Origin of the sequence: Arcticibacter tournemirensis, assembly GCF_006716645.1 — a bacterium.
GTDB classification, from domain to species: domain Bacteria; phylum Bacteroidota; class Bacteroidia; order Sphingobacteriales; family Sphingobacteriaceae; genus Arcticibacter; species Arcticibacter tournemirensis.
On record NZ_VFPL01000001.1, the window covers coordinates 2,430,052 to 2,454,753 of the forward strand.

26 protein-coding genes are annotated in these 24,702 nt (G+C 44.4%); 16 read left to right on the forward strand and 10 right to left on the reverse strand.

Annotated elements, in window-relative coordinates; all coding sequences use genetic code 11:
* Nucleotides 1–20: 20 nt before the first annotated feature.
* On the forward strand, nt 21–467 hold the full coding sequence (locus tag BDE36_RS24395) for an ABC transporter ATP-binding protein (protein WP_235904226.1): 447 nt from the start codon (nt 21–23) through the stop codon (nt 465–467).
* Here the strand turns inward: BDE36_RS24395 and BDE36_RS24400 are convergent.
* Nucleotides 434–658 (reverse strand): hypothetical protein, encoded by a 225-nt coding sequence (locus tag BDE36_RS24400; protein WP_244939611.1) that lies wholly within the window; start codon nt 656–658, stop codon nt 434–436. The genes BDE36_RS24395 and BDE36_RS24400 overlap by 34 nt on opposite strands.
* Before the next feature lie 57 nt (nt 659–715).
* Here BDE36_RS24400 and BDE36_RS10115 point away from each other — a divergent pair, with 57 nt between their 5' ends.
* The 10 genes from BDE36_RS10115 (at nt 716) to BDE36_RS10160 (ending at nt 11,007) form a co-directional block, all read left to right on the forward strand.
* A complete protein-coding gene (locus BDE36_RS10115) occupies nt 716–3,256 on the forward strand; it encodes an ABC transporter permease (RefSeq protein ID WP_141814772.1) in 2,541 nt (846 codons plus the stop codon).
* 77 nt (nt 3,257–3,333) lie between these two features.
* On the forward strand, nt 3,334–4,647 hold the full coding sequence (locus BDE36_RS10120) for an MFS transporter (RefSeq protein WP_141814773.1): 1,314 nt from the start codon (nt 3,334–3,336) through the stop codon (nt 4,645–4,647).
* Between the two features lie 70 nt (nt 4,648–4,717).
* Nucleotides 4,718–5,446 carry a (Fe-S)-binding protein gene (locus BDE36_RS10125; RefSeq protein WP_141814774.1) on the forward strand — a complete coding sequence of 243 codons (729 nt, stop codon included), beginning with the start codon at nt 4,718–4,720 and terminating at the stop codon, nt 5,444–5,446.
* Between the two features lie 176 nt (nt 5,447–5,622).
* Nucleotides 5,623–7,548, forward strand: coding sequence for a threonine--tRNA ligase (gene thrS, locus BDE36_RS10130; RefSeq protein ID WP_128769113.1), 1,926 nt, complete (start codon nt 5,623–5,625; stop codon nt 7,546–7,548).
* 13 nt (nt 7,549–7,561) lie between these two features.
* Nucleotides 7,562–8,137, forward strand: a complete 576-nt coding sequence (gene infC, locus BDE36_RS10135; RefSeq protein WP_128769112.1) for a translation initiation factor IF-3 — start codon at nt 7,562–7,564, stop codon at nt 8,135–8,137.
* Nucleotides 8,138–8,276: 139 nt separating this feature from the next.
* Complete coding sequence (gene rpmI, locus BDE36_RS10140; RefSeq protein ID WP_128769111.1) at nt 8,277–8,477, forward strand: 50S ribosomal protein L35; 201 nt, start codon at nt 8,277–8,279, stop codon at nt 8,475–8,477.
* Nucleotides 8,478–8,550: 73 nt separating this feature from the next.
* Entirely contained in the window at nt 8,551–8,895 is a 345-nt protein-coding gene (rplT, locus tag BDE36_RS10145; RefSeq protein WP_128769110.1) for a 50S ribosomal protein L20, read from the forward strand.
* 91 nt (nt 8,896–8,986) lie between these two features.
* Nucleotides 8,987–9,904, forward strand: a complete 918-nt coding sequence (locus tag BDE36_RS10150; RefSeq protein ID WP_128769109.1) for a DUF72 domain-containing protein — start codon at nt 8,987–8,989, stop codon at nt 9,902–9,904.
* An 83-nt stretch (nt 9,905–9,987) separates the two neighbouring features.
* On the forward strand, nt 9,988–10,623 hold the full coding sequence (locus BDE36_RS10155; protein WP_128769108.1) for a peroxiredoxin: 636 nt from the start codon (nt 9,988–9,990) through the stop codon (nt 10,621–10,623).
* 186 nt (nt 10,624–10,809) lie between these two features.
* Nucleotides 10,810–11,007, forward strand: a complete 198-nt coding sequence (locus BDE36_RS10160; protein WP_128769107.1) for a cold-shock protein — start codon at nt 10,810–10,812, stop codon at nt 11,005–11,007.
* A gap of 50 nt (nt 11,008–11,057) precedes the next feature.
* Here the strand turns inward: BDE36_RS10160 and BDE36_RS10165 are convergent, their stop codons facing one another.
* The 4 genes from BDE36_RS10165 to BDE36_RS10180 all read right to left on the reverse strand — a co-directional run bounded on the left by BDE36_RS10165 (nt 11,058) and on the right by BDE36_RS10180 (nt 14,918).
* Nucleotides 11,058–12,242, reverse strand: a complete 1,185-nt coding sequence (locus BDE36_RS10165) for a class I SAM-dependent methyltransferase (protein WP_128769106.1) — start codon at nt 12,240–12,242, stop codon at nt 11,058–11,060.
* A 4-nt stretch (nt 12,243–12,246) separates the two neighbouring features.
* Nucleotides 12,247–13,509 (reverse strand): aspartate kinase, encoded by a 1,263-nt coding sequence (locus tag BDE36_RS10170; RefSeq protein WP_141816555.1) that lies wholly within the window; start codon nt 13,507–13,509, stop codon nt 12,247–12,249.
* A 68-nt stretch (nt 13,510–13,577) separates the two neighbouring features.
* Nucleotides 13,578–14,057, reverse strand: coding sequence for a GNAT family N-acetyltransferase (locus tag BDE36_RS10175; RefSeq protein ID WP_141814775.1), 480 nt, complete (start codon nt 14,055–14,057; stop codon nt 13,578–13,580).
* A gap of 189 nt (nt 14,058–14,246) precedes the next feature.
* On the reverse strand, nt 14,247–14,918 hold the full coding sequence (locus tag BDE36_RS10180; RefSeq protein WP_128769104.1) for a YggS family pyridoxal phosphate-dependent enzyme: 672 nt from the start codon (nt 14,916–14,918) through the stop codon (nt 14,247–14,249).
* 41 nt (nt 14,919–14,959) lie between these two features.
* On the opposite strand from BDE36_RS10180, the gene BDE36_RS10185 reads away from it, so the two are divergent.
* Together BDE36_RS10185 and BDE36_RS10190 are read left to right on the forward strand one after the other, a co-directional pair.
* The gene (locus BDE36_RS10185; protein WP_128769103.1) at nt 14,960–15,532 is read left to right on the forward strand and encodes a DUF4296 domain-containing protein; all 573 of its coding nucleotides are present in this window, start codon (nt 14,960–14,962) and stop codon (nt 15,530–15,532) included.
* A 29-nt stretch (nt 15,533–15,561) separates the two neighbouring features.
* On the forward strand, nt 15,562–17,928 hold the full coding sequence (locus BDE36_RS10190; protein ID WP_141814776.1) for an endonuclease MutS2: 2,367 nt from the start codon (nt 15,562–15,564) through the stop codon (nt 17,926–17,928).
* A 157-nt stretch (nt 17,929–18,085) separates the two neighbouring features.
* Here BDE36_RS10190 and BDE36_RS10195 read toward each other — a convergent pair whose 3' ends face one another.
* The 4 genes from BDE36_RS10195 to BDE36_RS10210 form a co-directional block, all read right to left on the reverse strand.
* Nucleotides 18,086–18,619, reverse strand: coding sequence for a pyridoxamine 5'-phosphate oxidase family protein (locus BDE36_RS10195; protein ID WP_128769101.1), 534 nt, complete (start codon nt 18,617–18,619; stop codon nt 18,086–18,088).
* Between the two features lie 237 nt (nt 18,620–18,856).
* Entirely contained in the window at nt 18,857–19,135 is a 279-nt protein-coding gene (locus BDE36_RS10200) for an Rdx family protein (protein WP_128769100.1), read from the reverse strand.
* Between the two features lie 6 nt (nt 19,136–19,141).
* The gene (locus tag BDE36_RS10205; RefSeq protein ID WP_141814777.1) at nt 19,142–19,522 is read right to left on the reverse strand and encodes a hypothetical protein; all 381 of its coding nucleotides are present in this window, start codon (nt 19,520–19,522) and stop codon (nt 19,142–19,144) included.
* Nucleotides 19,523–19,535: 13 nt separating this feature from the next.
* Nucleotides 19,536–20,000 (reverse strand): DUF4268 domain-containing protein, encoded by a 465-nt coding sequence (locus BDE36_RS10210; RefSeq protein WP_128769098.1) that lies wholly within the window; start codon nt 19,998–20,000, stop codon nt 19,536–19,538.
* Between the two features lie 498 nt (nt 20,001–20,498).
* Between BDE36_RS10210 and BDE36_RS10215 the strand changes: the two genes are divergently transcribed.
* The 3 genes from BDE36_RS10215 to BDE36_RS10225 all read left to right on the forward strand — a co-directional run bounded on the left by BDE36_RS10215 (nt 20,499) and on the right by BDE36_RS10225 (nt 23,003).
* Nucleotides 20,499–20,945: a protein-disulfide reductase DsbD domain-containing protein gene (locus tag BDE36_RS10215; protein ID WP_128769097.1), complete on the forward strand. Its 447-nt coding sequence runs from the start codon at nt 20,499–20,501 to the stop codon at nt 20,943–20,945.
* Between the two features lie 11 nt (nt 20,946–20,956).
* The gene (locus tag BDE36_RS10220; protein ID WP_141814778.1) at nt 20,957–22,639 is read left to right on the forward strand and encodes a protein-disulfide reductase DsbD family protein; all 1,683 of its coding nucleotides are present in this window, start codon (nt 20,957–20,959) and stop codon (nt 22,637–22,639) included.
* Between the two features lie 184 nt (nt 22,640–22,823).
* The gene (locus tag BDE36_RS10225) at nt 22,824–23,003 is read left to right on the forward strand and encodes a histone H1 (protein WP_128769095.1); all 180 of its coding nucleotides are present in this window, start codon (nt 22,824–22,826) and stop codon (nt 23,001–23,003) included.
* Between the two features lie 91 nt (nt 23,004–23,094).
* On the opposite strand, the gene BDE36_RS10230 is transcribed toward BDE36_RS10225, so the two are convergent.
* A complete protein-coding gene (locus BDE36_RS10230) occupies nt 23,095–24,693 on the reverse strand; it encodes a hypothetical protein (protein WP_141814779.1) in 1,599 nt (532 codons plus the stop codon).
* Nucleotides 24,694–24,702: the final 9 nt, after the last annotated feature.

A 24,702-nucleotide genomic window follows, 5' to 3' on the forward strand; every position in this document is an offset into this window, starting at 1 on the left:
ATAAAAGTAAAAATAAAATTGTGGGAAATATTCTGTCTGTTCAGAACTTAAGTAAGAGCTATCAAAGTGCGGGAAGAACTTTAACCGTGCTGCACGATATAAATTTTTCGGTAGAGCAGGGGACTATGCTTTCGATCGTGGGGCCGTCAGGCAGCGGAAAGACCACGCTGCTGGGGCTTTGTGCCGGACTTGATCGCTCAAGCAGCGGTTCGGTGGAGCTGAACAATATTCGTATTGATGAATTGAATGAAGACGAAAGAGCATCTGTACGAAATTTATATACAGGTTTTATCTTTCAAAACTTTCAGCTGCTTCCAACCCTCACGGCCCTGGAAAATGTAATGGTACCCCTGGAGCTGAGGGGTAAGAAAAACATAAGGCCCAAAGCGCTCGACCTGCTCGATAAGGTAGGGCTGGCGGACCGCGGACATCATTATCCCGCCCAGCTTTCGGGCGGAGAACAGTAGCGTGTATCACTTGCCAGGGCTTTTTCCAATGATCCAAAAATATTGTTCGCCGATGAACCCACGGGTAACCTTGACGCCGAAACGAGCGAGCGCGTCATCCGGCTGATCTTCGACCTGAACAGGGAAACGGGGACTACGCTGATCATGGTCACCCATGACATGGAGCTCGCGGCCAGGACGCAGAGGATCATCAGGATCAGGGGCGGAGCTATTTACTCGGACGAACCGGTAACGCAGGGCGTATAGGTATGGATAAGAAAGTATCTCTCAATATTTCATGGCTTATTAAAATGGCCTGGCGTGACAGCCGCCGGAGCCGGCCGAGGTTATTTTTGTTTATTTCCTCCATTATTCTGGGCATAGCCGCACTCGTTGCCATTTATTCTTTCGGGCACAATTTGCAGAGAGATATTGACTCGCAGGCTGCAACGCTGGCGGGTGCCGACCTTACTATATCGGGAAACAGCCAGCCTTCAGGCCCCATGAAAAAATACCTGGCTACACTTGGTGACCAGCGGTCTGAGGAGCGCAGCTTTGCTTCGATGGTTTATTTCCCGGGCAGCGGCGGAACAAGGCTGGTTCAGGTGAGAGCGCTCCGTGGCGGATTTCCTTATTACGGCCGAATTGAAACCAGTCCTGTGAATGCAGCCACGTCTTTCAGATCGGGAAAGTATGCTCTTGTTGACAAGACGGTGATGCTGCAGTTCAGGGCGCAGACCGGCGATTCGGTTCATGTGGGTAATTTGAGCTTCGTCATTGCGGGTATCCTTGATAAAGCGCCTGGACAAACAGGTATTTCGTCAGGAATAGCGCCTGTGGTGTATATTCCGTTACAGTATCTCGAACAAACGGGGCTTCAGCAAAAAGGAAGCCGGATCAATTATAACTTTTATTACAGGTATACCAGTGCCGGTTCGCTCGAAAAGCAGCTTAAAGATATACGGAAACGTACGGACAAGGCAGGAATGGACCTGGAAACTGTAGAAACGCAGAAACAAAACACCGGACGGTCTTTTGAGGACCTGAACCGCTTTTTGTCGCTGGTGGGCTTTATTGCTCTTTTGCTTGGCTGTATTGGCGTGGCCAGTTCAATTCATATCTATGTGAGGGAGAAGCTCGCATCTGTAGCTATTTTGAGATGCCTGGGCGTTAGTTCTTTGCAGGCTTTTCTTATTTATCTTATACAGATTGTTGCCGTGGGATTTATTGGTTCGGTGCTGGGAGCGATGCTTGGCACGATCATTCAACAGGTGCTGCCGGTGGTGTTAAAGGACTTTCTGCCAATTGAGGTTACTACGAGTATTTCCGTTCCCGCTGTTTTACAGGGCATTGCTGCCGGGATGGTTGTTTCGTTGCTGTTTGCCCTTTTGCCCTTATTATCGGTCAGGAATATCTCGCCCCTTAATACGCTTCGTTCCTCTGTTGAGGAGGTGAAGAAGAGATGGGATATCCTAAAATGGTTGGTGTACGTGCTTATTGGAGCGTTCGTGGTGCTGTTCAGCTACCTGCAACTAAAAAGCCTTATCCGGGCGGTCTATTTTAGCGCCGGGGTGTTGGCTGCCTTCCTTGCTTTATGTGGCACTGCATGGCTTCTGATGTGGCTTGTAAAAAGGTTTTTCCCTTCTTCATGGAGTTACCTGTGGCGGCAGGGACTGGCCAATCTCTTCAGGCCCAACAATCAAACGCTGATATTAATTGTATCGATCGGACTTGGGACCGCATTTATAAGCACTCTTATGCTTGTGCAGGACGTGTTAATGAAACAGGTGACGCTTTCCGCGAGCGGCAATCAGCCCAACATGGTTCTTTTCGATATTCAAACAAGCCAGAGAAATGCGGTTGCCAACCTTGCTAAACTCAATAACCTCCCTGTCCTGCAGCAGGTGCCTATCGTTACGATGCGGATTGAAGAAATTAAAGGAAAAACGGCCGCGCAGGTAAAAAAAGACACCACGCAGGGAATTCCGGTCCGGGCGTTTAATTCCGAGATCAGGGCTACGTTCAGAGATAGTCTTACCTCTTCAGAGCGGATAACGGATGGAAAATGGACAGGCAAAGCAGGAAGCGGTACGGTGTATGTATCGCTTGATAAAGGCTACGCTCACCGGATCAATGTAAAGGTGGGCGATCCTATGGTGTTTAATGTACAGGGGGCATTGATCCCTGTTGTGGTAGGCAGTCTGCGGGAGGTCGACTGGAACCGTATTCAAACAAACTTCAGGGTTGTTTTTCCTACAGGGGTGCTGGAAGCGGCGCCGCAGTTTCATGTGTTGCTTACCAGAGTGCCTTCGGCTGAGGCTTCTGTTGCGTTTCAGCAGGCGGTAGTACGCAATTTTCCGAACGTGTCCATTATAGATCTTAACCTGGTACTCAGGACCTTAGACGACATACTCAGCAAGATAGGTTTTGTTATCCGTTTTATGGCGGCTTTTAGCATCATAACAGGATTGATAGTACTTATTGCCTCTGTTCTGGTGAGCAAATACCAGCGGCTGAAGGAGAGTGTATTATTGCGGACATTGGGAGGCAGCCGGAAGCAGATCCTGACGATTACGTCACTGGAATATCTCTTTTTAGGCGCTTTTGCTGCCACTACTGGCATTATCCTTTCACTGGGCGCCTCCTGGGCTTTGGCGAGGTTTAGCTTTGAAACAGAATTCAGGCCGCAGGCCTTGCCGCTGCTGGTTTTATTCCTGCTTGTCTGTATGATCACTGTCTTCATGGGGCTGTTTAACAGTCGCGGTGTTTTAAACAGTCCGCCGCTGGAAGTGCTGCGAAAGGAAAACTGAAGTACGTCAATCTGATATTAATCTTCGAAAAGCTCAGTGAGGTGAAGAGCGAAATTTTATCTATCTTGGAATCCTCTATGCAAGATATTAAGAATAACAAAAGAACGATCAGGGGATGGGCCATGTTCGACTGGGCCAATTCGGCCTATAATCTGGTGATCACTTCGACAATTTTTCCTGCGTATTATACCATTATCACCACTACAAGTGAACATGGGGATAAGGTGTCGTTCTTTGGAAGGACTTTCGTAAACACGGCGCTGTCTAATTACGCTCTTTCGGCGGCGTACCTGGTAATGGCTTTATTGTTGCCGCTTCTATCTTCTACGGCAGACTTCAGGGGCAATAAGAAAGTTTTTATGAAGCTGTTTACTTATGTGGGAGGCCTCGCCTGTATCGGCTTGTTCTTTTTTAAACTGGAGACGCTTGAAATTGGCATCATTTGTTTTGCCGTTGCTGCCATGGGGTATATCGGCGGCGTGATGTTCAGCAATTCGTATCTTCCCGAAATAGCCAGTCAGGATCAGCAGGACCGGGTGAGTGCACAGGGGTTTGCGTATGGCTACATTGGAAGCGTACTTCTGCAGATCATTTGTTTTGTTTTTGTATTGAAACCCGAATGGTTCGGTATTACCGATGCGTCCTTTCCGGCGAGGTTATCTTTTCTGCTGGTTGGCGTGTGGTGGATATTGTTTGCGCAGATTCCTTTTAAAGTTCTTCCCGCAGGAAGCCCTAATAAGGAGAAAATCAACCGGCAGGTGATACATAGTGGTTACCAGGAGCTTGCCAAGGTTTGGCGTCAGGTGAATACCATGAAAGTGATGAAGCGCTTCTTACTTGCCTTTTTCCTTTATTCGGTGGGGGTTCAAACCATTATGCTTGTAGCGGCGAGTTTTGGCGAAAAGGTACTGCACCTGGGAACTTCCAGGCTGATTGCTACCATATTGATCATCCAGTTAGTGGCTATAGCCGGAGCCTACCTGATGTCGTCGCTGGCACGGCGGATAGGGAACGTGAAAGTGCTGATTATGGTTGTTGTTGTATGGATTGGAGTGTGCGTAGCTGCTTACGGAATTTCCACAGAGAACCAGTTTTATATCATTGCTGCGCTGGTAGGCCTGATTATGGGAGGGATACAATCGCTTTCACGGTCTACTTACTCGAAGTTCCTTCCTGAAAATACTCCTGATACGGCATCCTTCTTCAGCTTTTACGATGTAACGGAAAAGCTGGCTATCGTACTCGGACTGGCAGCTTTTGCTTTTATTGAAGAACATTCGAATATCAGGAACTCTGCACTGGGGCTTAGTGTTTTCTTCGTTCTGGGATTGATCGTGCTGATTGTACTGCTTTTTACCAGGGAGAATCGGGTGAATAACAGCGAAGTATAATTCTTTATTTAATAATCAATTAATTGCTTTGCGCTTTTAGCTTTATCCTTTTACCTTTACTACCCTGATTATGACTGTAGAATTGTTTATTCCCTGTTTTATTGATCAACTGTATCCGGAAACGGCTTTTAATACGGTGAAGATACTTGAGAAAGCGGGATGTAAGGTAAAATATAACGCTGAGCAGACCTGCTGTGGTCAGGCTTCTTTCAATGCGGGCTTCTGGGATGAGGCAAAGGCCGTGGGCAACAAGTTCCTCAATGACTTTACTGAGAATAATTACATCGTGTCGCCGTCGGCTTCGTGCACGGGAATGGTAAAAAACTACTATAACGACTTGTTTACCAATACCGCTGTCCACAACAAGTGCCGTGCTATTCAAAGCAATATTCACGAGTTGTCGGACTTCCTGGTGAACATTATCGGTAAGGATTATTTTGGCGCCGAGCTGGAAGGCAGGGCTGTATACCACGATTCGTGCGCAGGTTTACGTGAGTGTAAAATTAAGGACGAGCCGCGGGCATTGCTGGCCAAGGTACATGGACTTGATTTGGTAGAGATGAAAGACACCGACACCTGCTGCGGCTTTGGCGGGACTTTTTCTGTGAAGTTTAACAGCATATCATCCGCTATGGCTCAGCAGAAAGTAGATAATGCGCTGGCCGTTGATGCCGAATATATTATCTCTACCGATGCTTCCTGTCTTTTAAACCTGCAGGGATATATTGACAAGAATAAGTTACCTATTAAAACCATGCATCTTGCCGATGTCCTGGCACACGGATGGGGGAACGTGTGAGTTAGTATCAGGTATTTAGTATCAAGACTAGACGATATTTCTTCTTTTTGACGCTGGTCTGGCTACTTGTATCTTGCTACTTGATACTAAAATCCTACCTTTGCACGATAATTAAAGATCACCTGGTACGTGATCGCGTTTTTTTATAAATTTTGAATCATAAATCATAGTTGTAGATGATTAACATTACTCTTCCTGATGGTTCTGTCAAACAGTTTGAGAAAGGAACCAGTTCTCTTCAGATCGCACAATCGATCTCCGAAGGTTTAGCACGAAACGTATTAGCAGCAGAAGTAAACGGTGAGATATGGGACGCGAGCCGCCCTATTGAATCTGATGCTTCCCTGAAGCTGCTTACCTGGAACGATGGTAACGGCAAATCGACTTTCTGGCATTCGTCAGCGCACCTGATGGCGGAAGCGCTTGAAGCTTTGTATCCGGGAACGAAATTTGGTATTGGTCCGGCCATTGAAACGGGCTTTTATTACGATGTCGATTTTGGTGATCGTGAGTTTTCCTCCGATGACTTTAAAGATATCGAAAATAAGATGCTGGAGCTTGCCAGGTCAAAATCGGAATATGTCCGTAAACCGGTGAGCAAGGCAGATGCAGAAGCTTATTTTACTGAAAAGGGCGACGAGTATAAACTCGACCTGATCAAAGATCTTCCTGACGGGTCGATAACTTTCTATACACAAGGTAATTTTACCGACTTGTGCCGCGGTCCGCATATCCCTAATACAGGGTTTATCAAGGCTGTAAAGCTTATGAACGTAGCCGGTGCTTATTGGCGGGGAGACGAAAGCCGGAAACAGCTTACCCGTATTTACGGTGTGACGTTTCCAAAGCAGAGCGAGCTGGCGGATTATCTAAAGATGATCGAGGAGGCTAAAAAGCGGGATCACCGGAAACTGGGAAAGGAACTTGAACTTTTTACTTTTTCTGAGAAGGTTGGAATGGGTTTGCCTCTTTGGCTGCCGAAGGGTACTGCTCTAAGGGAGAAGCTGGTTAACTTCCTTCAGAAGGCGCAGGTGAAAAGCGGATACGAGCAGGTAATCACTCCTCATATTGGTCATAAGAACCTGTATATTACTTCAGGACATTACGAAAAATATGGTGCTGATTCCTTCCAGCCGATTAAGACGCCGCAGGAAGGGGAAGAGTTCCTTCTGAAGCCGATGAATTGTCCGCATCACTGCGAGATATATAAATCAAAACCCCGCTCTTATAAGGACCTGCCGGTTCGCTATGCCGAGTTTGGGACCGTTTACCGGTATGAGCAGAGCGGAGAGCTTCACGGGCTGACAAGGGTACGTGGATTTACACAGGATGATGCGCATTTATTTTGCCGGCCAGACCAGGTGCTGGAAGAGTTTAAGAAGGTGATCGACCTTGTGCTTTATGTATTTAAGGCTCTGGGCTTTGAAGACTATACTGCACAGATCTCCTTACGGGATCCCGAGAATAAAGCGAAGTATATAGGTTCTGACCAGAACTGGCTTCTCGCCGAATCAGCCATTATTGAGGCTGCGAAAGAAAAGGGCCTTAAGACGGTTGTTGAATTGGGCGAGGCTGCATTCTATGGTCCTAAGCTCGATTTTATGGTTAAGGATGCGTTGGGCAGGAAATGGCAGTTGGGTACCATTCAGGTGGATTATAACCTGCCTGAGCGTTTTGAACTCGAATATACAGGAAGTGATAATGCGAAACACAGGCCGGTGATGATTCACAGGGCGCCGTTTGGCTCGCTTGAACGCTTTGTAGCTGTACTGATCGAACATTGTGCAGGAAACTTCCCACTATGGCTTACGCCGGAGCAATTCATTGTACTTCCGATATCTGAGAAGTATGAAGATTATGCAAAAAAAGTTTTAGAATCACTTAATAATTCCGATATTCGCGGCTTGATTGACTTACGGGATGAAAAGATTGGAAGAAAGATACGTGACGCCGAAGTCAAGAAAATCCCTTACATGCTCATTATAGGTGAGAAGGAGATGGCCGATGGAGTGGTTTCTGTGAGGAAACATGGCCAGGGTGATCTGGGAAGCATGAAAGCGGAAGAGTTTGAAAAGCAATTAATTACAGAAATAACCGTTTAAATAGATTTTAAATTTGGCATTAGGAAGACCAGGTTTTAACAAAGGTCCACGGGGACCGAGACCTCCTTTTAAGAAAAAAGAGGCTGAGCATAATATTAACGAGTTCATCAGGTCACCCCAGGTTCGCCTGGTTGGTGAGAACGTTGAACAGGGAATATTCTCTTTAAGCGAAGCAAGGGCAATAGCTGAAGAGCAGGAGCTTGATTTAGTTGAAATCTCTCCCAACGCCAGTCCTCCGGTTTGCAGGGTAATTGATTACAATAAATTTATCTATGAGCAAAAGAAAAAGCTTAAAGAGATAAAGGCCAATGCCAAGCAAACGGTAATTAAAGAAATTCGTTTTGGCCCCAATACCAATGAGCATGACTTTCAGTTTAAGCTGAAGCACGCCATAAGCTTTTTGGAAAATGGAGAGAAGGTGAGGGCATACGTTCACTTTAAAGGCAGAGCCATTGTATACAAGGAACAGGGTGAAATACTTCTGCTACGTTTTGCACAGGCTCTGGAAGAAGTTGGCAAGGTTGAACAGCTGCCAAAGCTGGAGGGAAAACGGATGTTTTTAATTGTTGGACCGAAGGCGAAAAAGTAAATTGAGTTAAAAGTTGAGAGTTAAAAGTTAAAAGTTAAAAGCACAAAGCTGAAAGCATAAGGCTCAAAGTTGAAGATTAAAGTCTTGATACTTGATACTAACTACTTGATACTGAAAAATAAACAATAAAAACAGAGTTATGCCAAAAATGAAGACCAATTCCAGTGCAAAAAAGCGTTTTAAGCTTACTGGAACCGGTAAAATTGCAAGGAAGAACGCGTTTATGAGCCACATCTTAACAAAGATGTCTACTAAACGTAAGCGTAACTTAAGTCACACCAGTCTGGTTTCAGAAGCTGACTTAGGAAACGTAAAGAGAATGCTTTGCATCGGGAAGTAATTATTATTTAACCAGGCAACCGGTAGTAAGACTGCTGTAAGACGCAGCGCCGCCTGCCAAAAATCAAAACAACATGCCACGTTCGGTAAACGCAGTAGCGTCAAGAAGAAGAAGAAAGAAGATCCTTAAGTTAGCCAAAGGTTATTGGGGATCAAGAAGCAAGGTTTATACCGTTGCTAAAAACACGGTAGAAAAAGGTTTGCAGTATGCATACCGTGACCGTAAGACCAAGAAAAGAGAATTCAGAGCTTTATGGATTCAGCGTATTAACGCAGGTGCCCGTCACCATGGAATTTCATATTCTCAGTTAATAGGTAAGTTAACAGCAAAAGGAATTGGCCTGAACCGTAAAGTTTTAGCCGACCTTGCAATGAACGAGCCTGAAGCTTTCAAAGCAATCGTTGATGCTGTAAAATAGGCTTCACTTACAGACATAAAAGAGGGAATCATTTATTTGGTTCCCTCTTTTTTTGTTCCTTTGTATCTAGTGTCACCTATCATTGAACAAGATGGATTTTGGAAAAGTACCGGCGGAGCAGATCTCCGAAATTGATTTCGCCCTTCCTGAGGATAGCCCGCTTACAAAGGAGATTCTTCAACAGTCTTCCAGGTTGGACAAACCACAGATATATGTGGGCTGTGCAAAGTGGGGAAGGAAAGAATGGCTTGGCCTGATATATCCTGAAAAAACGAAAGAAGCCAGGTTCCTGGACGAATATGTAAAACACTTCAACTCAATAGAGCTGAATGCTGTGTTTTATAATATGCCAAAAAAAGAACAGATCAAAACCTGGAGAGAAAAGGCGGAAGCCGAAAATAAAGACTTTAAGTTCTGTCCTAAGTTTACCCGCAGCATAAGTCATATCCGGCGTTTGAAAAATGCTGAAGACGACACCAGCAGGTATCTGGAGAGTATCTATGAGTTCGGGCCTTATCTGGGGCCATCGTTCCTTCAGTTAAGTGACAACTTCGGACCGAAGAATATCGATGTGCTTAAAGATTACCTGTATACGTTGCCGCGGGACCTGGACGTATTTGTGGAGGTGCGGCATAAGGACTGGTTCGAAGACGCAGAAGCGAGACAAGCCTTATTTAAACTACTGAAAGAGGTGAAGAAGGGCGCCATCATTACAGATGCGACAGGCAGAAGAGATTGTGTGCATATGGAACTTCCAACTCCTCATGCTTTCATTCGGTTTGTTGGAAACGGCCTTCATCCCACTGATTACACCCGTATAGACGAATGGATAGAAAGGATTTCATCATGGGCAGGGCAGGGCCTCCAGTCGGTATATTTTTTCCTGCATCAGCACGACGAAAAAGACACCCCGATTCTGGCCGATTACACTATTCGCAAGCTGAATGAGAAGTTGGGAACGCAGCTCAAATCTCCTGATTTTGTAAAAAAACAATCTTCTCTCTTCTAAACATAGCTATATGTTGTTTGTTAGATATCAATCTACTAATTTAGTAGAGATAGTGTAAGTAACAATACTAAATATATATCTATATGAGCTTAAGAATAGGCGATGTTGCCCCAAACTTCACGGCCCTTACATCTCAGGGCGAGATCAATTTTTATGACTATGCCGGCGACAGCTGGGTGGTTCTGTTTTCACATCCCGCGGATTATACACCGATCTGTACGACAGAGCTTGGCAGGACGGCTTCTCTTAGTGATGAATTTGCAAAACGCAACGTAAAGGTCATTGCTTTGAGTGTTGATCCGGTTGATAAGCACCAGGGATGGATCCAGGATATTAACGAAACCCAGAACGTAGAGGTAAACTTCCCGATCATTGCCGATGAAAGCAAGGAAGTAGCTGAGGCATATGGTATGATCCATCCAAATGCATCCGAAACGCATACTGTGCGCTCTCTTTTTGTTATTGACCCTGACAAAAAGGTGAAGCTTATTATATCCTATCCTGCCTCGACGGGCAGAAATTTCCAGGAGATATTACGTGTGATCGATTCTCTTCAGCTTACGGCGAACTACAGTGTAGCAACTCCGGCCGACTGGCAGGATGGCGAGGATGTTGTGGTTGTAAACTCTATAAAAACGGAAGATATCCCGTCGAAGTTTCCAAAAGGACACCGGGTTGTGAAGCCGTATCTAAGGTTTACGCCGCAGCCAAACAAGTAAAAGAAGCGTAGTAAAATCTCAGTGTAAAATATTTTATAGGCATTTCAGCATATTGCATATAAAAATTATTTTATCTAAGTTTGAATAAATCTCCTGTTCTTAATTTACCTGATAAATAAATCTTTTTTTCTTTTTCAGCTACAATAATTACGGTGATTTAGTAATAATTTTATTTTTTTATATTTTATGAAAACTGGAAAAGTTAAATGGTTTAATGCTGAAAAAGGCTATGGTTTTATTGTACAGGAAGACGGTAAAGAGATCTTTGTACATTTTAAAGACATTCAGGGTGGCGTAAATGCTTTACGTGATAATGACAACGTAGAGTTTGAAGTTGCCGAAGGTCGTAAAGGCTTACAGGCTGTAAATGTGAAGAAAGTTTAAGTTACATAACCATACTAATTAGTTAAAGCCCCGCGAGGGGCTTTTTTGTTTTATAGCTCCTGGCGTACAGCTTCGATCACGATACGTTGTCCTGCAGCTCCTGTTGTAAAAATCAGGTATTTATCGCCGCCATCCCGGAGCTTGTGTTTCTTCTTGAGAGCATCCACCGAAAGGGGGAAGTTACGGATGCTGATATTTGCTTTCACCGGAGTCTTGCTTTTTGCAAAGTCTGCATAATCAATGGTACCTGTAACTTTAAAAATCCTTCCTATAAAAGCGCTGTTCAAACGATCTGAAGTATACAAATGAGTATTAGGGTGGAGCTTGGTCAGCCCGAATTCCGATGCGGTTATTTTGAAGCATCCGGCTTTTAAAAGAGCGACGTCTGGTTCGTACAAGTATTCCTGGGGATCAGAGAACGTGGAAAGCTGTGTTTGCTTTTCCCCGCTATATCTGAACGTCAAAGATGATGGCGCCGGTCGGCCTAGTGCAGTGCAGGTGATGAGAGGCTCGCCGATGAAGTCTCTGTCTATAATCCATAGCAATTCCTTACAGTCATTCTTTATACTGACAATGTGGATGCCGGAAACATTATGTAGTTCTTTAAGTCCTGATTGTATATCAAAAAGGGGGGAGGTCTTTATGATTATCCTGGAAGCCTTTGAGAGCAACAGCGGAAGGTGGCTTACAACGTCGGGCTCGGTGTCTTTTAATAGAAATACCTTTCGTGTTTGTATCCGCCTTGCCGGATCGACGTATATCGTATCAAAAGTTTCGGCGCCAGATTTAAGGAAATGGATGCTGTCGGTCTGCAGAAACCGGATGTTAGTTGCCCCTAAGGCGGATGAATTATGTTCAGCTATCGCAGAGAGCTCGTCATTTTGCTCAATATGGTATACCATGCCGCATTGTTTTGCAAAATAGAACGCATCTACTCCGAATCCGCCGGTCATGTCCAATACTACATTCCCCTTCACTAAGCGACTTTTATACTGAGCAGTTAATTCAGATGAAGCCTGCTCTATATTCAGCTTAGGAGGGAAGTAAATGCCGGAAGTGGCGAACCATAGAGGAAGTTTTTTCTCACATCGTTTTTTGCTGTCTATCTGTACAGCGAGCTCTGCGGAGGCCAGTCCAGGGAAGGGGCTTTTCTGCAGAGCGATATGCGTAATATCGTCATGCAGGTGCAACCTGATGAATTCCTGTACTTCCTTATCCAGAATCTGTTTATTCAACGAATCAGTTATTATCCTTCATTACCATCTGACAGGTATGGCGGCTTTTAACTTCAAGCAATACCTTCTTGTTTTCTGTGACGCGGTCGATGGTTTGCTGGTTATAATAGCGGATCGTAACCAGCTCCATATCCTTGTTATACTTCACCTTATAGGTGACGGATAGCGCAGTGATCAGCTTCGTGATTTTCTCCTCGTCGTTATCAACACTGATAGAAAAGCTGAGCGCTGAGTTCAGCATTGTATTTACCTTGATCTTATACTTGTGCAGGATATCAAAGATGTGGCTGAGGTTCTCTTCAATGATAAATGAAAAGTCCTTAGGCAGGATGGATATCAGCACCTGGTCTACCTTAAATATGAATGAAGGTATTGGCAGGGGTTTTCCAGTATTGCTTATGGTTGTCCCTTCGGCCTGGGGATTTAAGAACGACCGCACATGCAAAGGTATGCTGTTGTTTTGCAGTGGCTTTATAGTCTTCGGATGAATAACTGTTGCTCCGTAGTACGCAAGTTCAATGGCATCGTGGTAGTTGAGCTGAGGAATGAGTTCTGTCTGATCGAACCATTTCGGGTCGGCATTCAATACCCCGGGAACATCCTTCCAGATGGTAACGGCTCCGGCTTTTAGGCAGGATGCAAAAATAGCGGCCGAATAGTCAGAACCTTCCCGTCCCAGGGTGGTTGTGAAATTTTCGGAGGTGCTTCCTATGAAGCCCTGTGTTATCACCGGTTTCTTTTGCAGCAGTGCGGTCAACTGGCTTTCTATCAGATGTGATGTTTTGGTCCAGTCCACTTTTCCTTCCCTGTAGGTGTTGTCTGTCTGGATATAGTTCCTGGCATCTACCCATTGGTTGTCTATACCTGCATAGTTAAGATAATGGCTTACTATCTTTGTCGACAGCAGCTCGCCGACAGACACAATCTGGTCGTAGATATAGTCGAAGTCGAAAGGTTCGTCTTCCAGGATCCATTCTATTTCTACAAATGTGTTCGCTATATCATTAAATACGGGATGATCTTTATCCTGGAAAAGCTCGTCGGCTATCGCCTCGTGGCTGGCCCTGATACTTCCGAATATTTCGGAGACGGTATCGAGTCCTTCAAAATAAGCTTTCGTTAGTTTTTCAAGTGCATCTGTTGTTCTGCCCATTGCAGATATTACAATAAGAAGCTGCTTGTTCTTCGTTTGATTAACAATCGTAGAGAGGTTTTTTACGCCGTTCGCGTCTTTAACAGAGGCACCCCCAAATTTATATACTTCAATCATTTTGTAATTAGCGTTCAGTTATCAGCCTTCAGCTGTATAATATTTATTTTAACGGTGTATATGAGTTAAATAATTTCCTGTAAGCTGGTTTTGCTGTGTTCATTCAATTCAACAGATACATTGACCCACTCATTATCAAAACGGGCGTTATATCTTTTATAAAACTTTATCGCGGGTTCATTCCATTCGAGTACCTGCCATGTAATGCCGTTAAATCCCTTTTCTCTGGCTTCCTGCATGAGTGTTTCTAAAAGTCTTTTGCCGATGCCAAGGCCACGGAAATCTTCCGTTATATACAGATCCTCAAGGTACATTCTGCAGCCTTTCCAGGTAGAGAACCGGACGTAATAAAGAGCAAATCCTTCGATTTTTCCATTAACCTCAGCAACGAAGGCCTTCCATACCGGATTCGTCCCAAAGCCGGCTTCTTCGAATTCTGCGCGGCTTACAGTAACTTCGTGCGGCGCTTTCTCAAATACGGCCAGCTGATGCACCAGTTCCATAATCCTGGGGCAATCTGCTCTCTCTGCTGCTCTTATTGTCATGTTTTAGTATCAAGTATTTAGTATCAGGTATCAAGTATTTAGTATCAGGTGTCAAGTAGCAAGACTTGAGAACACTGGTTTGACTATCGCTTTGGTATCAAATATATAGTGCCTGACGTATCAAGTATCCATAAATCCAATCCTGATACTTGCTACTAAATACTTGCTACTAAATACTTGATACCAGAACTAACTCCCTCTTTTTCCAAATATAGTGCTTCCTACGCGGATCATTGTGCTGCCCTGTTTTATCGCCTCCTTATAATCTGATGACATGCCCATGGAGACTTCTTTAAAGTGGTCCTGGTTTCTGAAGAACGAGTGTTTGAGGCCTGTAAAGAAAGTCCGAAGCTCATAAAACTCATCTTTGATCTGCTTTTCATTGTCTGTATTGGTTGCTATACCCATTACGCCTGTGATCCTGATATGTTTCAATTCTGCAAACTCGTCAGACCGAAGCAATTCTATAGCTTCATCAAAGCCCAGACCGAATTTTGTTTCTTCGTCGGCAATATAGATCTGAAGGAGGCAGTCGATCACGCGGTTATTCTTCGATGCTTGTTTATCAATCTCCTTCAGCAGCTTTAGGCTGTCGACAGAGTGAATAAGATGTATGAAAGGAGCAATATATTTTACCTTATTGGTTTGCAAATGTCCGATAAGATGCCACTCAATATCTTTGGGGAGGTGTTCGTATTTGTCAGCCAGTTCCTGCACCTGATTCTCACCAAATACCCGCTGTCCGGCGTTATAGGCTTCCATAATCTCTTCTTCAGATTTGGTTTTGGAAACCGCTATAAGCTTTACGTGTAAACGCTCTACTTCATTCTTTAATTCTGTCAAGTTGGCTGCAATGCTCATTTATATGTATTTTTAACGCGAATTCACGGCTAAATTAATAAATGAAGCGTTTACTGGCATTGTTTTTTCTGATCAATTTTTTTTCTGCCTGCAGTTGGGATGATGTTCCCGACGGAATTATTAAGCAGGATGAGATGATTAATGTATTAATTGATATTCATCTTGCAGACGGTTATGCTTCTGTTTATTATGCTGATTCGAGCAGGGGGACGGTAGATGCCATGTACCGGTCGGTCTATAAGAAATATGATACGGACTCTGTTCAGGTTCGAAAAAGCCTCCAGTATTATACAAGGCATCCCGATAAGCTGCAACTGATGTACGAACAAGTTAATGACAGCCTGAAACGAATAGATGCTGAGGCAAGGGCAGTAGATGAAAAGAGATTCAAAGCAGAGCAGCAGAAACTGAAGGACTCTTTAATGATGAAGGAGGAATTGAAACGTGACTCTATTAACAAAGGATTCAGGATCGATACATTGCCGTACTGGCCGTTTAACAAGTTCATCGTTAAGAAAGATACCACAAGCAGGAAACGTAATATGGTAGCTGGGCCGCCAGCAGATACACTTCTGAGGCCGGCACGTCCGCTACGAAAAATATCAGCACAATAAGGAAAAGACGAAGGAAGGAAGAAGACTGAATGATTTACCCGCAAAACGCATTAGATAAACTTGGATTTACTGAGATAAAGTCGCTCATCAAATCGCATTGCCTTAGTGACATGGGCGTGCAGATGGTAGACCGGATGCAGTTGATGACGAGTTATGAAAACATAAATAAGTTCTTACGCCAAACACGCGAGTTTAAGGAGATCCTCGAAAATGATTCTCCTCTGCCTATCAGGCATTTGTTTGATATAAAGTCGCTCGCCGAGAAGATCAGGGTAGAAGGCGCATTCTTAAGTGAAGCGGAGTTTCACCAGGTGCTCCTGTCGTTGCAGACGGTGTTCTCCGTTATCAGCTATTTTAATGAGAGGGAAGGGCGGTATCCCAACCTTGAAGCTCTTTTTGAGCATCTCCAGATCGAAAAAAAGATTATAAAGAGTATTGAGTTTGTGATTGACGAAAAGGGCAAGATACGCCCTAACGCGTCGCCGGAGTTACAGAATATTATTTCGGGAATCGCTAAAGCCGAGCAGGAGGCCCGTAAAAGAATAGATCATATTTTTAAGAACGCTCAAAACAGTGGCTGGACAGCCGACGGTTCGTTAACCATCCGCGACGGACGTATATGTATCCCTCTGCTGGCTGAAAATAAGCGGAAAATAAAAGGGTTTGTACATGACGAATCAGCTTCGGGGCAGACGGTGTACCTCGAGCCGGAGGAGGTATTTCAGCTCAATAACCAGGTCCGGGATCTTGAGTTTGAAAAGCGTCGTGAGATTGTGAAGATATTAACGGCGCTCAGCAGCGAGCTAAGGCCTTATGTCCCTTTATTGCTGTCGTACCACGGTCTGTTAACCAAGCTCGACTTTGTACGGGCTAAGGCTATGTTCGCGATAGAGACCGAAGGCGACATGCCGCAGCTCAGCACACAACCCGAACTAAGGCTGGTGAATGCACGTCATCCACTGCTTTTTCTTAACTTAAAAAAAGAGGGGCAAACTGTTGTTCCTTTAAATATAAGCATCGACGAGCAGCAGCGGATCATCGTAGTATCTGGTCCGAATGCAGGGGGAAAGTCGGTTTGTATGAAAACGGTAGGCCTGCTTCAGATCATGGTCCAGGCGGGATTGCTCATACCGGTTGACGAAAGCTCGAAGGTGGGCATCTTTAAACAGATATTTGCGGACATTGGTGATGACCAGTCTATCGAAAGCGATCTCAGTACTTATAGTGCACATTTGTCGAAGATGAAATACTTCGTCGAAAATTCGGGCGGGAAAACGCTGATCCTGATCGATGAGTTTGGAACCGGGACGGATCCGCAGTTCGGCGGACCGATAGCAGAAGCGGTTCTTGAAACGCTGAACAGGAAAAGGGTGAGGGGAGTGATCACCACGCATTATTCGAACCTGAAAGTATTTGCAAATGCTGCCGAAGGGCTTGAGAACGCATCTATGATGTTTAATAATCTCGAGATGCAGCCCCTTTATATTCTGGAGATGGGGAAACCGGGCAGTTCTTACGCCTTTGAGATTGCTCAGAAAATAGGTTTGCCTCCGCATGTACTAAATGCTGCAAAAAGCAAGATCGGCGTACACCAGAAGAGAGTGGATACACTGCTGGTAGACCTCGAAAGAGATAAGAAGGAGCTCCTTGAGACGCGTGTAGCGGTTGAAAAGCAGCAAAGACGGGTAAATATGCTGATGGAGGAGAACGAGAAGCTGAAAAGCTATCTTGAAGAGAACCGTAAAGCTATTTTAAAGGATGCCAAGAAGGAAGCGCAGAGTATCATTCTCAACGCTAACAAGCTTGTTGAGAATACGATTTCCGAAATAAAACAAAATAAGGCGGATAAGGAGCATACGCAGCAGCTCAGGCAAAACCTGCGGAAGGAACTAGAGAAGCATGCGGAAAAGAAAGAGGTGCCGGCGCAAACGATTGAAGCAGCGCCAACAGAACTTGCTGCCGGTGATTGGGTGAAGCTGACAGATTCTGAAACGATCGGACAGATTATCGATGTTACAAAGGAAAACGTGATCCTGGCCATTGGCGACCTCAGGTCGGTAGTAAAAAGGAAGCGTGTACAGAAGATTGCTAAGAAGGAAGTGCCAAAAGAGATCCGCAGATCATACTCATCAGGGATTACAGAGGACCTTGCTCAATTCAGGCCTGAAATTGATATACGGGGAATGCGGGGGGAGGAAGCATTGTATGAGATTGAAAAGTATCTCGACAAGGCGCTGATGATGGGATTTTCAAACCTCCGGATCATCCATGGAAAGGGCGACGGCATCCTGAGAAAATTGGTGCGTGACTATCTACGGAAGTATTCACATGTTTCACGCATGGAAGATGAACATCCCGACCGCGGCGGCGACGGAATTACGAATGTATACCTTTAGAGTTTAGAGTTGAGAGTTGAGAGTTGAGAGTTTAGAGTTTAGAGTTGAAAGTTGAAAGTTGTGAGTTGCAGGTTGTGGGCCAAAAAGTTTCTCCAGGTTTCATAACTCATAACCCCTAACTTTCAACGCCTGCAACCCGCAACTCACGTCCTTCTACTTAAAATTCTATTTTCTTGTTTTCGCCCTCTACGTGGGGGTTTCCGGCAAGGGTGTTTTTTACCAGGGATATAATTTGTGATACCAGGAGATCCGGGGTGTCCCAGTATTCAGCTTCTTCAGGAACGATTTTTAAAAGGCATAGATTAGGGTCGGTCTTTCCATAAGGAAACCACACCTGGTAGCGATCGCTCCAAAGCTGCTCTATTTTAACAGGGTCGGTTGTTACAGTTGCCGTGCCGTTCACGGTGATATAGAGGTCGGTGTCGGGCTGGCTATAATTGAGAACCACCTGTGGGTTTGCTTCTATATTTGAAACTTTCCGCGAATCTTTTGATGCAAACATCCATATGAGCCCATCGTCTTCGATTTCGAAGGTGTACATAGGCCTGCTTTCAAGTTTTCCCGCGGCATCGCTGGTAGTAAGCATCGCGATCTTGATGTGGCCTATCTTGTCAGACAGCTCTCTTACTTTCTTTATGAATTCTATTTCTTCTAACTGGCCTTTAACCGTCGTTGCAGTGAGTTTTGTCATGGTAGTAAGTTTTGCATAATTAGAATATGCGAAAAGCTGTTTTTGTTTAGGGAAAGTTGAATAAGGTATCTGGTATCAAGATTCAAGTATCAAGTATCAAGTATCAAGTATCAAGATTCAAGTATCAAGAGATTGCGGCTATAAGTTTTTCTATGCCAGTGCGAACAAGCGATAATATGTTGCTTTGTCTTGATACTTGTTACTTGATACTTGATACCAGATACTAACTACCAGACACTATTTCTTGTCCGAATGTCCGAGACTTTTATCAGGGGCCACTATGTCGCGTATGAGTTGCTTCAGTTCTTTGATTTCAGGGAAGCGGCTTTCCGTTTCGCGGTCAAAAACGGGTGTTTCATTTACCCTGATCTGGTAGGTTCCGCTAACGTCACTTGGCTGTAGCAAAACGCCGTGCAGCTCCTCCGAAAAAGTAGTGAGAAGTTCCTGGGCCATATAGGCTGCGCGCAGCATCCAGCCGCAACGAGGGCAATATTCGATTGTTATCTGTGGTTTCATAAGCTGCTAATTGATGATTGTTAATGTGCTTGCTGTTAAACGCAGATATTCATTCTGCAGTTCATGGACGTATTTTATGTTAACTGAATCAGGGTGATCAAGCCGTCCTTCGTTGTTTTTCGACAGGTATGAAGCAGCACCTCTGCTATCCGACCAATAACCTGTGGACATGCCGGGAGTATAGCCAGCTTTCATCAGCCAATCGTCTGATATTGGCACAGGCGTTATTTCCACGGGCTTAAGTCTGAAAAGATATCCCTTACGGGGACTGATCATTTCGCAGATAACCGTAGAATGCTGGATCTCCTGCACAAGAAGCAGTCCTTCCTGGTTTTCCCTCGGCTGCACTTTTATCAGATTACCTGGTTTTAACTCGTTAATATCCATGGTTATTTACGGATTAATATCTTAGGGCATCAAAGCCGTCTTTTACGTCAGACCAAAACCTGTCCAATGCAAAGATACGTGGTTTAAAGAATGAAATAAGCTGTGGCCAGTCGTCCTTGTTGAAAATACTCACGTTCGGCAGCTGCGTATAGATTCTGCTGATTGTTTTGTTATTGTCGTCTTTATCATGAAGTTGCCATTCCCATTCTTCGCCAAGGTATTCGCGCAGCAGCGGCTTAAACTCCAGAAATTGTTCAAAGAACAGCTCCTGGATGCCTTCATCCACATGGGTGATCTCAATGGCTATCCACGCCAGTTTTTTGTCCGCCTGCATTCTGAAATACACATGTTTCAGTCCCGTTTTATAATTTACCCAGTTCGTTTTTAACCCTTCAGCCGAACGGTGAGGGGAGACATATTGTCCAAAAGTAGTCCAGAAAGCCTGTTTTATTTGCGAAGCCTGTTCCCTTGTATACATTCAACAGAAGTATTTAAATGAATATTTAACACCGCTTTTACTCCAAAAGTATCATTTTGCTTAATATAGATCGATGCCTTTAGGGCGTTTTAAGAATTTTTATTGATGATTACCTTGCGACCGACCATTATCTGACCAACAAGTCACCCGTTTGCAGTCCCCCTGCTCAGTCCTCCGGCGAAACAAAGGGAGCGCATCGCCATTTCCGCAACCAACATAGGCGGAATGTCGAAGGATTTCCGAAGGTGATGGCTTCACGGTTAGAACATGGTTACTTTACAATAGATCCCCAGTTTCGGTACGATTATACATACTTAAAATTAATGCTTATTTTAGCTGGATATGTATTCAAATCGTTACGCACTGATAATAAGCAGGCCGTCCTGATCCTTTTATTGTTATTACACCGTAATAAAAAACGTATATCTCTGTTTTCTTTCTGAAGAGCCGGTAAAAAAGGCTGATATTTGTAGTTTCTAATTGTCGAATTAACCCAATATGAGAAAAATTGTCTTGTTTGTATTAGTAGGGCTCTTAAGCAGCACCCTTCATGCGCAAATATTAAAACCTGTAAAATGGTCGTATGCCGCCAAACGCGTTAGTAAAACCGAAGCAGTAGTATTAATTAAAGCCACTATTGAGAATGGCTGGCATATCTATTCGCAGCATGTAGGAGAGGGGGGGCCAATACCGACCAGCTTTACATTCAGTCCGTCTAAAACATACACCGTGCAGGGGAAGACTATCGAACCAAAACCGGTAAGTAAATTTGAGAAGACCTTTAATATGAATGTAAGCTACTTTGAAAAGTCTGTAGTTTTCCAGCAGAGGGTAAAACTTAATGCTGCCCAGGCGGCCGTAAAGGGCAAGCTTGAATTTATGGCATGCGACGATCATCAGTGTCTTCCTCCTGAAGAAGTTGAGTTCAGTATCCCTGTAAAATAATTGTTTTACGGATGAGATTATTACGATATTTAGTTGTCTTTATGATTCTTGCGGTAAATTCTGCAAGTATGGTACAGGCGCAGGATACTGCCGGTGCTATCCCGGTGGATGATATAGAATTTACTGATATTGCTGAAGCTCCTGCCGATGGTACGGGCAGTGCAGTAACCGACACGGATACTGTTAAGGCTGCCAAAGCAACGCAGACGGTGTCTGCGGTCAGTGCACCGGCAGATAAATCCGCGGAGCAGCAGTCGCTCTGGCTTATATTTATTGCAGGTTTTGCCTGGGGACTGGCGGCTATAATTATGCCGTGCATATTTCCGATGCTTCCACTGACGGTGAGCTATTTTACCAAGAGCGCCGACAGCAGAAGGCAGGCAGTAAGTAAGGCTATTTTATACGGCATTTCCATTATAGTTATCTATGTAGTATTTGGATTGCTGATAACGGTGATTTTTGGAGCGGACACCCTGAACGATCTCTCTACAAACGGAATATTTAATTTCGCGTTTTTTCTCCTTCTGTTAGTTTTCGCGGCCTCGTTTCTGGGTGCGTTTGAAATAACCCTTCCATCATCATGGGCCAATAAGCTCGATTCCAAGGCCGACAACAAAGGTCTGTCGGGGATTTTCTTTATGGCTGCTACGCTTGCGCTGGTATCTTTTTCGTGTACAGGGCCGCTTATTGGAACCCTTTTGGTGCAGGCCGCCAGCATGGGTGCTCTTTTGGGGCCGGCTGTCGGAATGTTTGGTTTTTCGCTGGCCCTGGCCATCCCTTTCGCAGTGCTGGCTATGTTTCCATCTATGCTTAAGTCGCTACCCAGATCGGGCGGCTGGCTCAATAGCGTGAAAGTTGTACTGGGATTCCTTGAGCTTGGTTTTGCGTTGAAGTTCCTTTCGAATGTTGATCTGGCCTACCACTGGAACTGGTTTGACAGAGAGGTATTTCTTTCACTCTGGATTGTTATCGCAGTGATGATGGGATTCTATCTTCTTGGAAAACTAAAATTTGCACATGATACAGAGTTAAGCTTCATATCTATTCCCCGCATCTTCTTGTCGGTTATTGTATTTGCTTTCGCCATTTATCTGGTGCCCGGGTTATGGGGAGCTCCGCTTACATCTGTTTCGGCATACCTGCCCCCTCAAAGCACGCAGGATTTTGATCTTTACACAGCCAGCCTAAGTGGCGGCGGCTCGGGACAAACGGCAAAATCTGGTTCGAAGCATAAATATGCCGATCTGTTCCATGCACCTTTAGGGCTCGATGCATTCTTCGACTACGAAGAGGGAATGGCATATGCTAAGCAGACAGGTAAACCCGTAATGATTGATTTTACCGGACATGCCTGCGTGAATTGCCGTAAAATGGAGACTACGGTATGGCCTGATAAGCAGGTGCTCAGTCGCCTGCAAAACGACTATGTGCTCATTCAGCTATACGTTGACGATAAAGGTGAGCTTCCTGCAGAAGAACAGTATGTTTCGAAGTTCAGCGGGAAAAAGATCAAGACGATCGGTAACAAGTGGAGTGATTTTCAGGCGTCGAAGTTCAATGCAAATTCACAGCCTTTTTACGTGCTTCTTGATCATTCAGGTAAAGTATTAGTACCACCAGTCGGTGCTGATTACGACCCCGCCAGCTATCTTAAATTTTTAGACAGCGGGCTTGCTGCGTTCGGAAAGAAGTAAGAACGATTGAAAAAGTAGGCTTCGGATAACAGTACTGCGGCAGTTGAGAGATTGCTAAATGGCATTTTTCTTTAAAAACAGCGTCAATATTGTTAAAATGTTGAAAAAAGAAGAAATTTTCTCTTTGCGGAGATAAGCACTTATTCGTTTAAAAATATATATTTGCTGCAAAAGATTTAACATTATGGAAAAATTTAATCAATTAAAAGAGCTTGTGGCTTCTATGGAAGCAGATGCAGACAAATTTTACAACAAGAACAGCGGCGCTGCAGGTACCCGTGTTCGCAAAGCGTTACAGGAAATTAAAACCCTGGCACAGGAAATCAGAAACGAAGTAACTGAAATCAAGAATAAAGAAAAATAGTTTTCTTATAGGCTTTAAGCCACCAGAAACGAGAAGCCGCTTCATTATAATAATGAGGCGGCTTCTTTTTTGTGAAACTACGGAACGAGCACTAAAATCCTTTGCAGGTGCTTTCCGGTAACTTTACTCTTTCCCTTAACAATGCCTGCTCCATTTTTCGGGTAACAGTAATAACCTCGCCATCATACGTGCTTTTAAAATCGTATGATTTTCCTAACTGCAGTTCTTTGGTCACAAGCTTTCCTTTATCCATATATCCGAGATACTGATAGCCGGATGTGCCTGATTCACGGTAGAATATATACATCGATGGCCTGATATCCATATTCGGATTGGCGGGGCAAAATCCGATAAATTCCAGGGTTATTTCAACGGTTTGAATATCAGGGATGGTGAGGGTGAGGGGTTTGTCAACACATGATTCTATCCATGGGCTTTCGGCGATAACAGGTGGAAGACTGGTTCCAGAACCCGAGTTTCTCCATAGATCGAATGCTGCAAACTCAAATATCCTTACTCTGGTAGTTGTTTGCGGCAGATTTTTATAGTTCAGACTGGTATTGCTGTTTGTAAGATCTAAACGGCAGGTGTAATAGGGGAAGAAGTCGGATGAATTAAAGAATGCTGCGATGTAGCGGTTGCCGGCGTTGCTTTGAGGCGTTACTATGTTGACCTGTAATGTATTAAGGCAGGATACTTTGTACCAGCATAAGCTATACCAACCTGTCTGACCAGCGGTGAAATCGGCCATAAGCTTTCCGCCTTGTAAGGATAGTGTGATATCTTTCAGATAAGTCCATTTTCCGGTTGCTTTTTGAAAATACCATAGTCCGATTTTATCGTCGGGTGCTATGGTTTTATTGGTAAGGGGATTTACAAGTTGCGCATCCAGCGTTGCTGACATAGCAAAAGCAGCGTTCGTTGCATTTACGGTATGATTATCTACCGTCAATTGGAGCTGGAAAAAGCCGCCCGTGCTAAAATTAATATTTCCTGTACTACCGTCGGGAAGTTTCGCTCCTGCCGATAAAAAACCTCCTGGAAATGACTGGAGAGAAGAGGGATTATGAGCGTCGAAATGAGAAAGCGTAAGAACAAGGACTTTTCCCTCTGTCGCCTTTGCATCCATCATGAAAGCCGTTCCTTTACTAAAACTTGCTTTTACCGACTCCTTTTTGTTTTTAAGGGGCGTTTCAATGCTGAACGGGCTTCCCACCGTATTGCTGTTGAGGTTAACAGTTTTCTGAACTATTGACACTCCGGCAGGTGGATTTATGGCTTTAATAAGATTGATCGTAATAATCTGCTGACTCTGCTGTGAAGTGAAAGACACTACTTCGTTAACAGCCAGATAGCCCGGTGCTGAAACGCTGATGATACATTCGCCGGGATTCGATTCGTTAACATTTCTCGAAGGATCAAGCCCTATTGAGATCATTCCATCTTTCACTTTAAACGTCTTCTTCCCCGAGATTTCGTAAACATATGCCGAGTCCTTGCCGCCGATTGCAAGGCTAATGTTCGCTGGGACGCTTTCAGGCTGTTGTGGATCGACAATGCGGATGAGGGCGGAACTTTTAATGACATTCCCATCGATGATTATCTTAATGTCTTCGACAGGGTTGGTACAGGCCGATATGATAAAAAAAAGAATAGTGCCGACAATTCCGGCCGGTAGATTAAGTTTCATTAATGTAGT

Excerpts from the sequence above, each read along its gene's own strand:
- BDE36_RS10190 (WP_141814776.1), top strand. The coding sequence starts at position 15,562 with ATGATTTACCCGCAAAACGCATTAGATAAACTTGGATTTACTGAGATA.
- rplT (WP_128769110.1), top strand. The coding sequence starts at position 8,551 with ATGCCACGTTCGGTAAACGCAGTAGCGTCAAGAAGAAGAAGAAAGAAG.
- BDE36_RS10120 (WP_141814773.1), top strand. The coding sequence starts at position 3,334 with ATGCAAGATATTAAGAATAACAAAAGAACGATCAGGGGATGGGCCATG.
- BDE36_RS10125 (WP_141814774.1), top strand. The coding sequence starts at position 4,718 with ATGACTGTAGAATTGTTTATTCCCTGTTTTATTGATCAACTGTATCCG.
- BDE36_RS10115 (WP_141814772.1), top strand. The coding sequence starts at position 716 with ATGGATAAGAAAGTATCTCTCAATATTTCATGGCTTATTAAAATGGCC.
- BDE36_RS10220 (WP_141814778.1), top strand. The coding sequence starts at position 20,957 with ATGAGATTATTACGATATTTAGTTGTCTTTATGATTCTTGCGGTAAAT.
- BDE36_RS24400 (WP_244939611.1), bottom strand. The coding sequence starts at position 658 with ATGATCCTCTGCGTCCTGGCCGCGAGCTCCATGTCATGGGTGACCATG.
- BDE36_RS10230 (WP_141814779.1), bottom strand. The coding sequence starts at position 24,693 with ATGAAACTTAATCTACCGGCCGGAATTGTCGGCACTATTCTTTTTTTT.
- BDE36_RS10155 (WP_128769108.1), top strand. The coding sequence starts at position 9,988 with ATGAGCTTAAGAATAGGCGATGTTGCCCCAAACTTCACGGCCCTTACA.
- rpmI (WP_128769111.1), top strand. The coding sequence starts at position 8,277 with ATGCCAAAAATGAAGACCAATTCCAGTGCAAAAAAGCGTTTTAAGCTT.
- BDE36_RS10195 (WP_128769101.1), bottom strand. The coding sequence starts at position 18,619 with ATGACAAAACTCACTGCAACGACGGTTAAAGGCCAGTTAGAAGAAATA.
- BDE36_RS10160 (WP_128769107.1), top strand. The coding sequence starts at position 10,810 with ATGAAAACTGGAAAAGTTAAATGGTTTAATGCTGAAAAAGGCTATGGT.
- BDE36_RS10225 (WP_128769095.1), top strand. The coding sequence starts at position 22,824 with ATGGAAAAATTTAATCAATTAAAAGAGCTTGTGGCTTCTATGGAAGCA.
- thrS (WP_128769113.1), top strand. The coding sequence starts at position 5,623 with ATGATTAACATTACTCTTCCTGATGGTTCTGTCAAACAGTTTGAGAAA.
- BDE36_RS10150 (WP_128769109.1), top strand. The coding sequence starts at position 8,987 with ATGGATTTTGGAAAAGTACCGGCGGAGCAGATCTCCGAAATTGATTTC.
- BDE36_RS10175 (WP_141814775.1), bottom strand. The coding sequence starts at position 14,057 with ATGACAATAAGAGCAGCAGAGAGAGCAGATTGCCCCAGGATTATGGAA.
- BDE36_RS10180 (WP_128769104.1), bottom strand. The coding sequence starts at position 14,918 with ATGAGCATTGCAGCCAACTTGACAGAATTAAAGAATGAAGTAGAGCGT.
- BDE36_RS10205 (WP_141814777.1), bottom strand. The coding sequence starts at position 19,522 with ATGGATATTAACGAGTTAAAACCAGGTAATCTGATAAAAGTGCAGCCG.
- BDE36_RS10200 (WP_128769100.1), bottom strand. The coding sequence starts at position 19,135 with ATGAAACCACAGATAACAATCGAATATTGCCCTCGTTGCGGCTGGATG.
- BDE36_RS10210 (WP_128769098.1), bottom strand. The coding sequence starts at position 20,000 with ATGTATACAAGGGAACAGGCTTCGCAAATAAAACAGGCTTTCTGGACT.
- BDE36_RS10215 (WP_128769097.1), top strand. The coding sequence starts at position 20,499 with ATGAGAAAAATTGTCTTGTTTGTATTAGTAGGGCTCTTAAGCAGCACC.
- BDE36_RS10185 (WP_128769103.1), top strand. The coding sequence starts at position 14,960 with ATGAAGCGTTTACTGGCATTGTTTTTTCTGATCAATTTTTTTTCTGCC.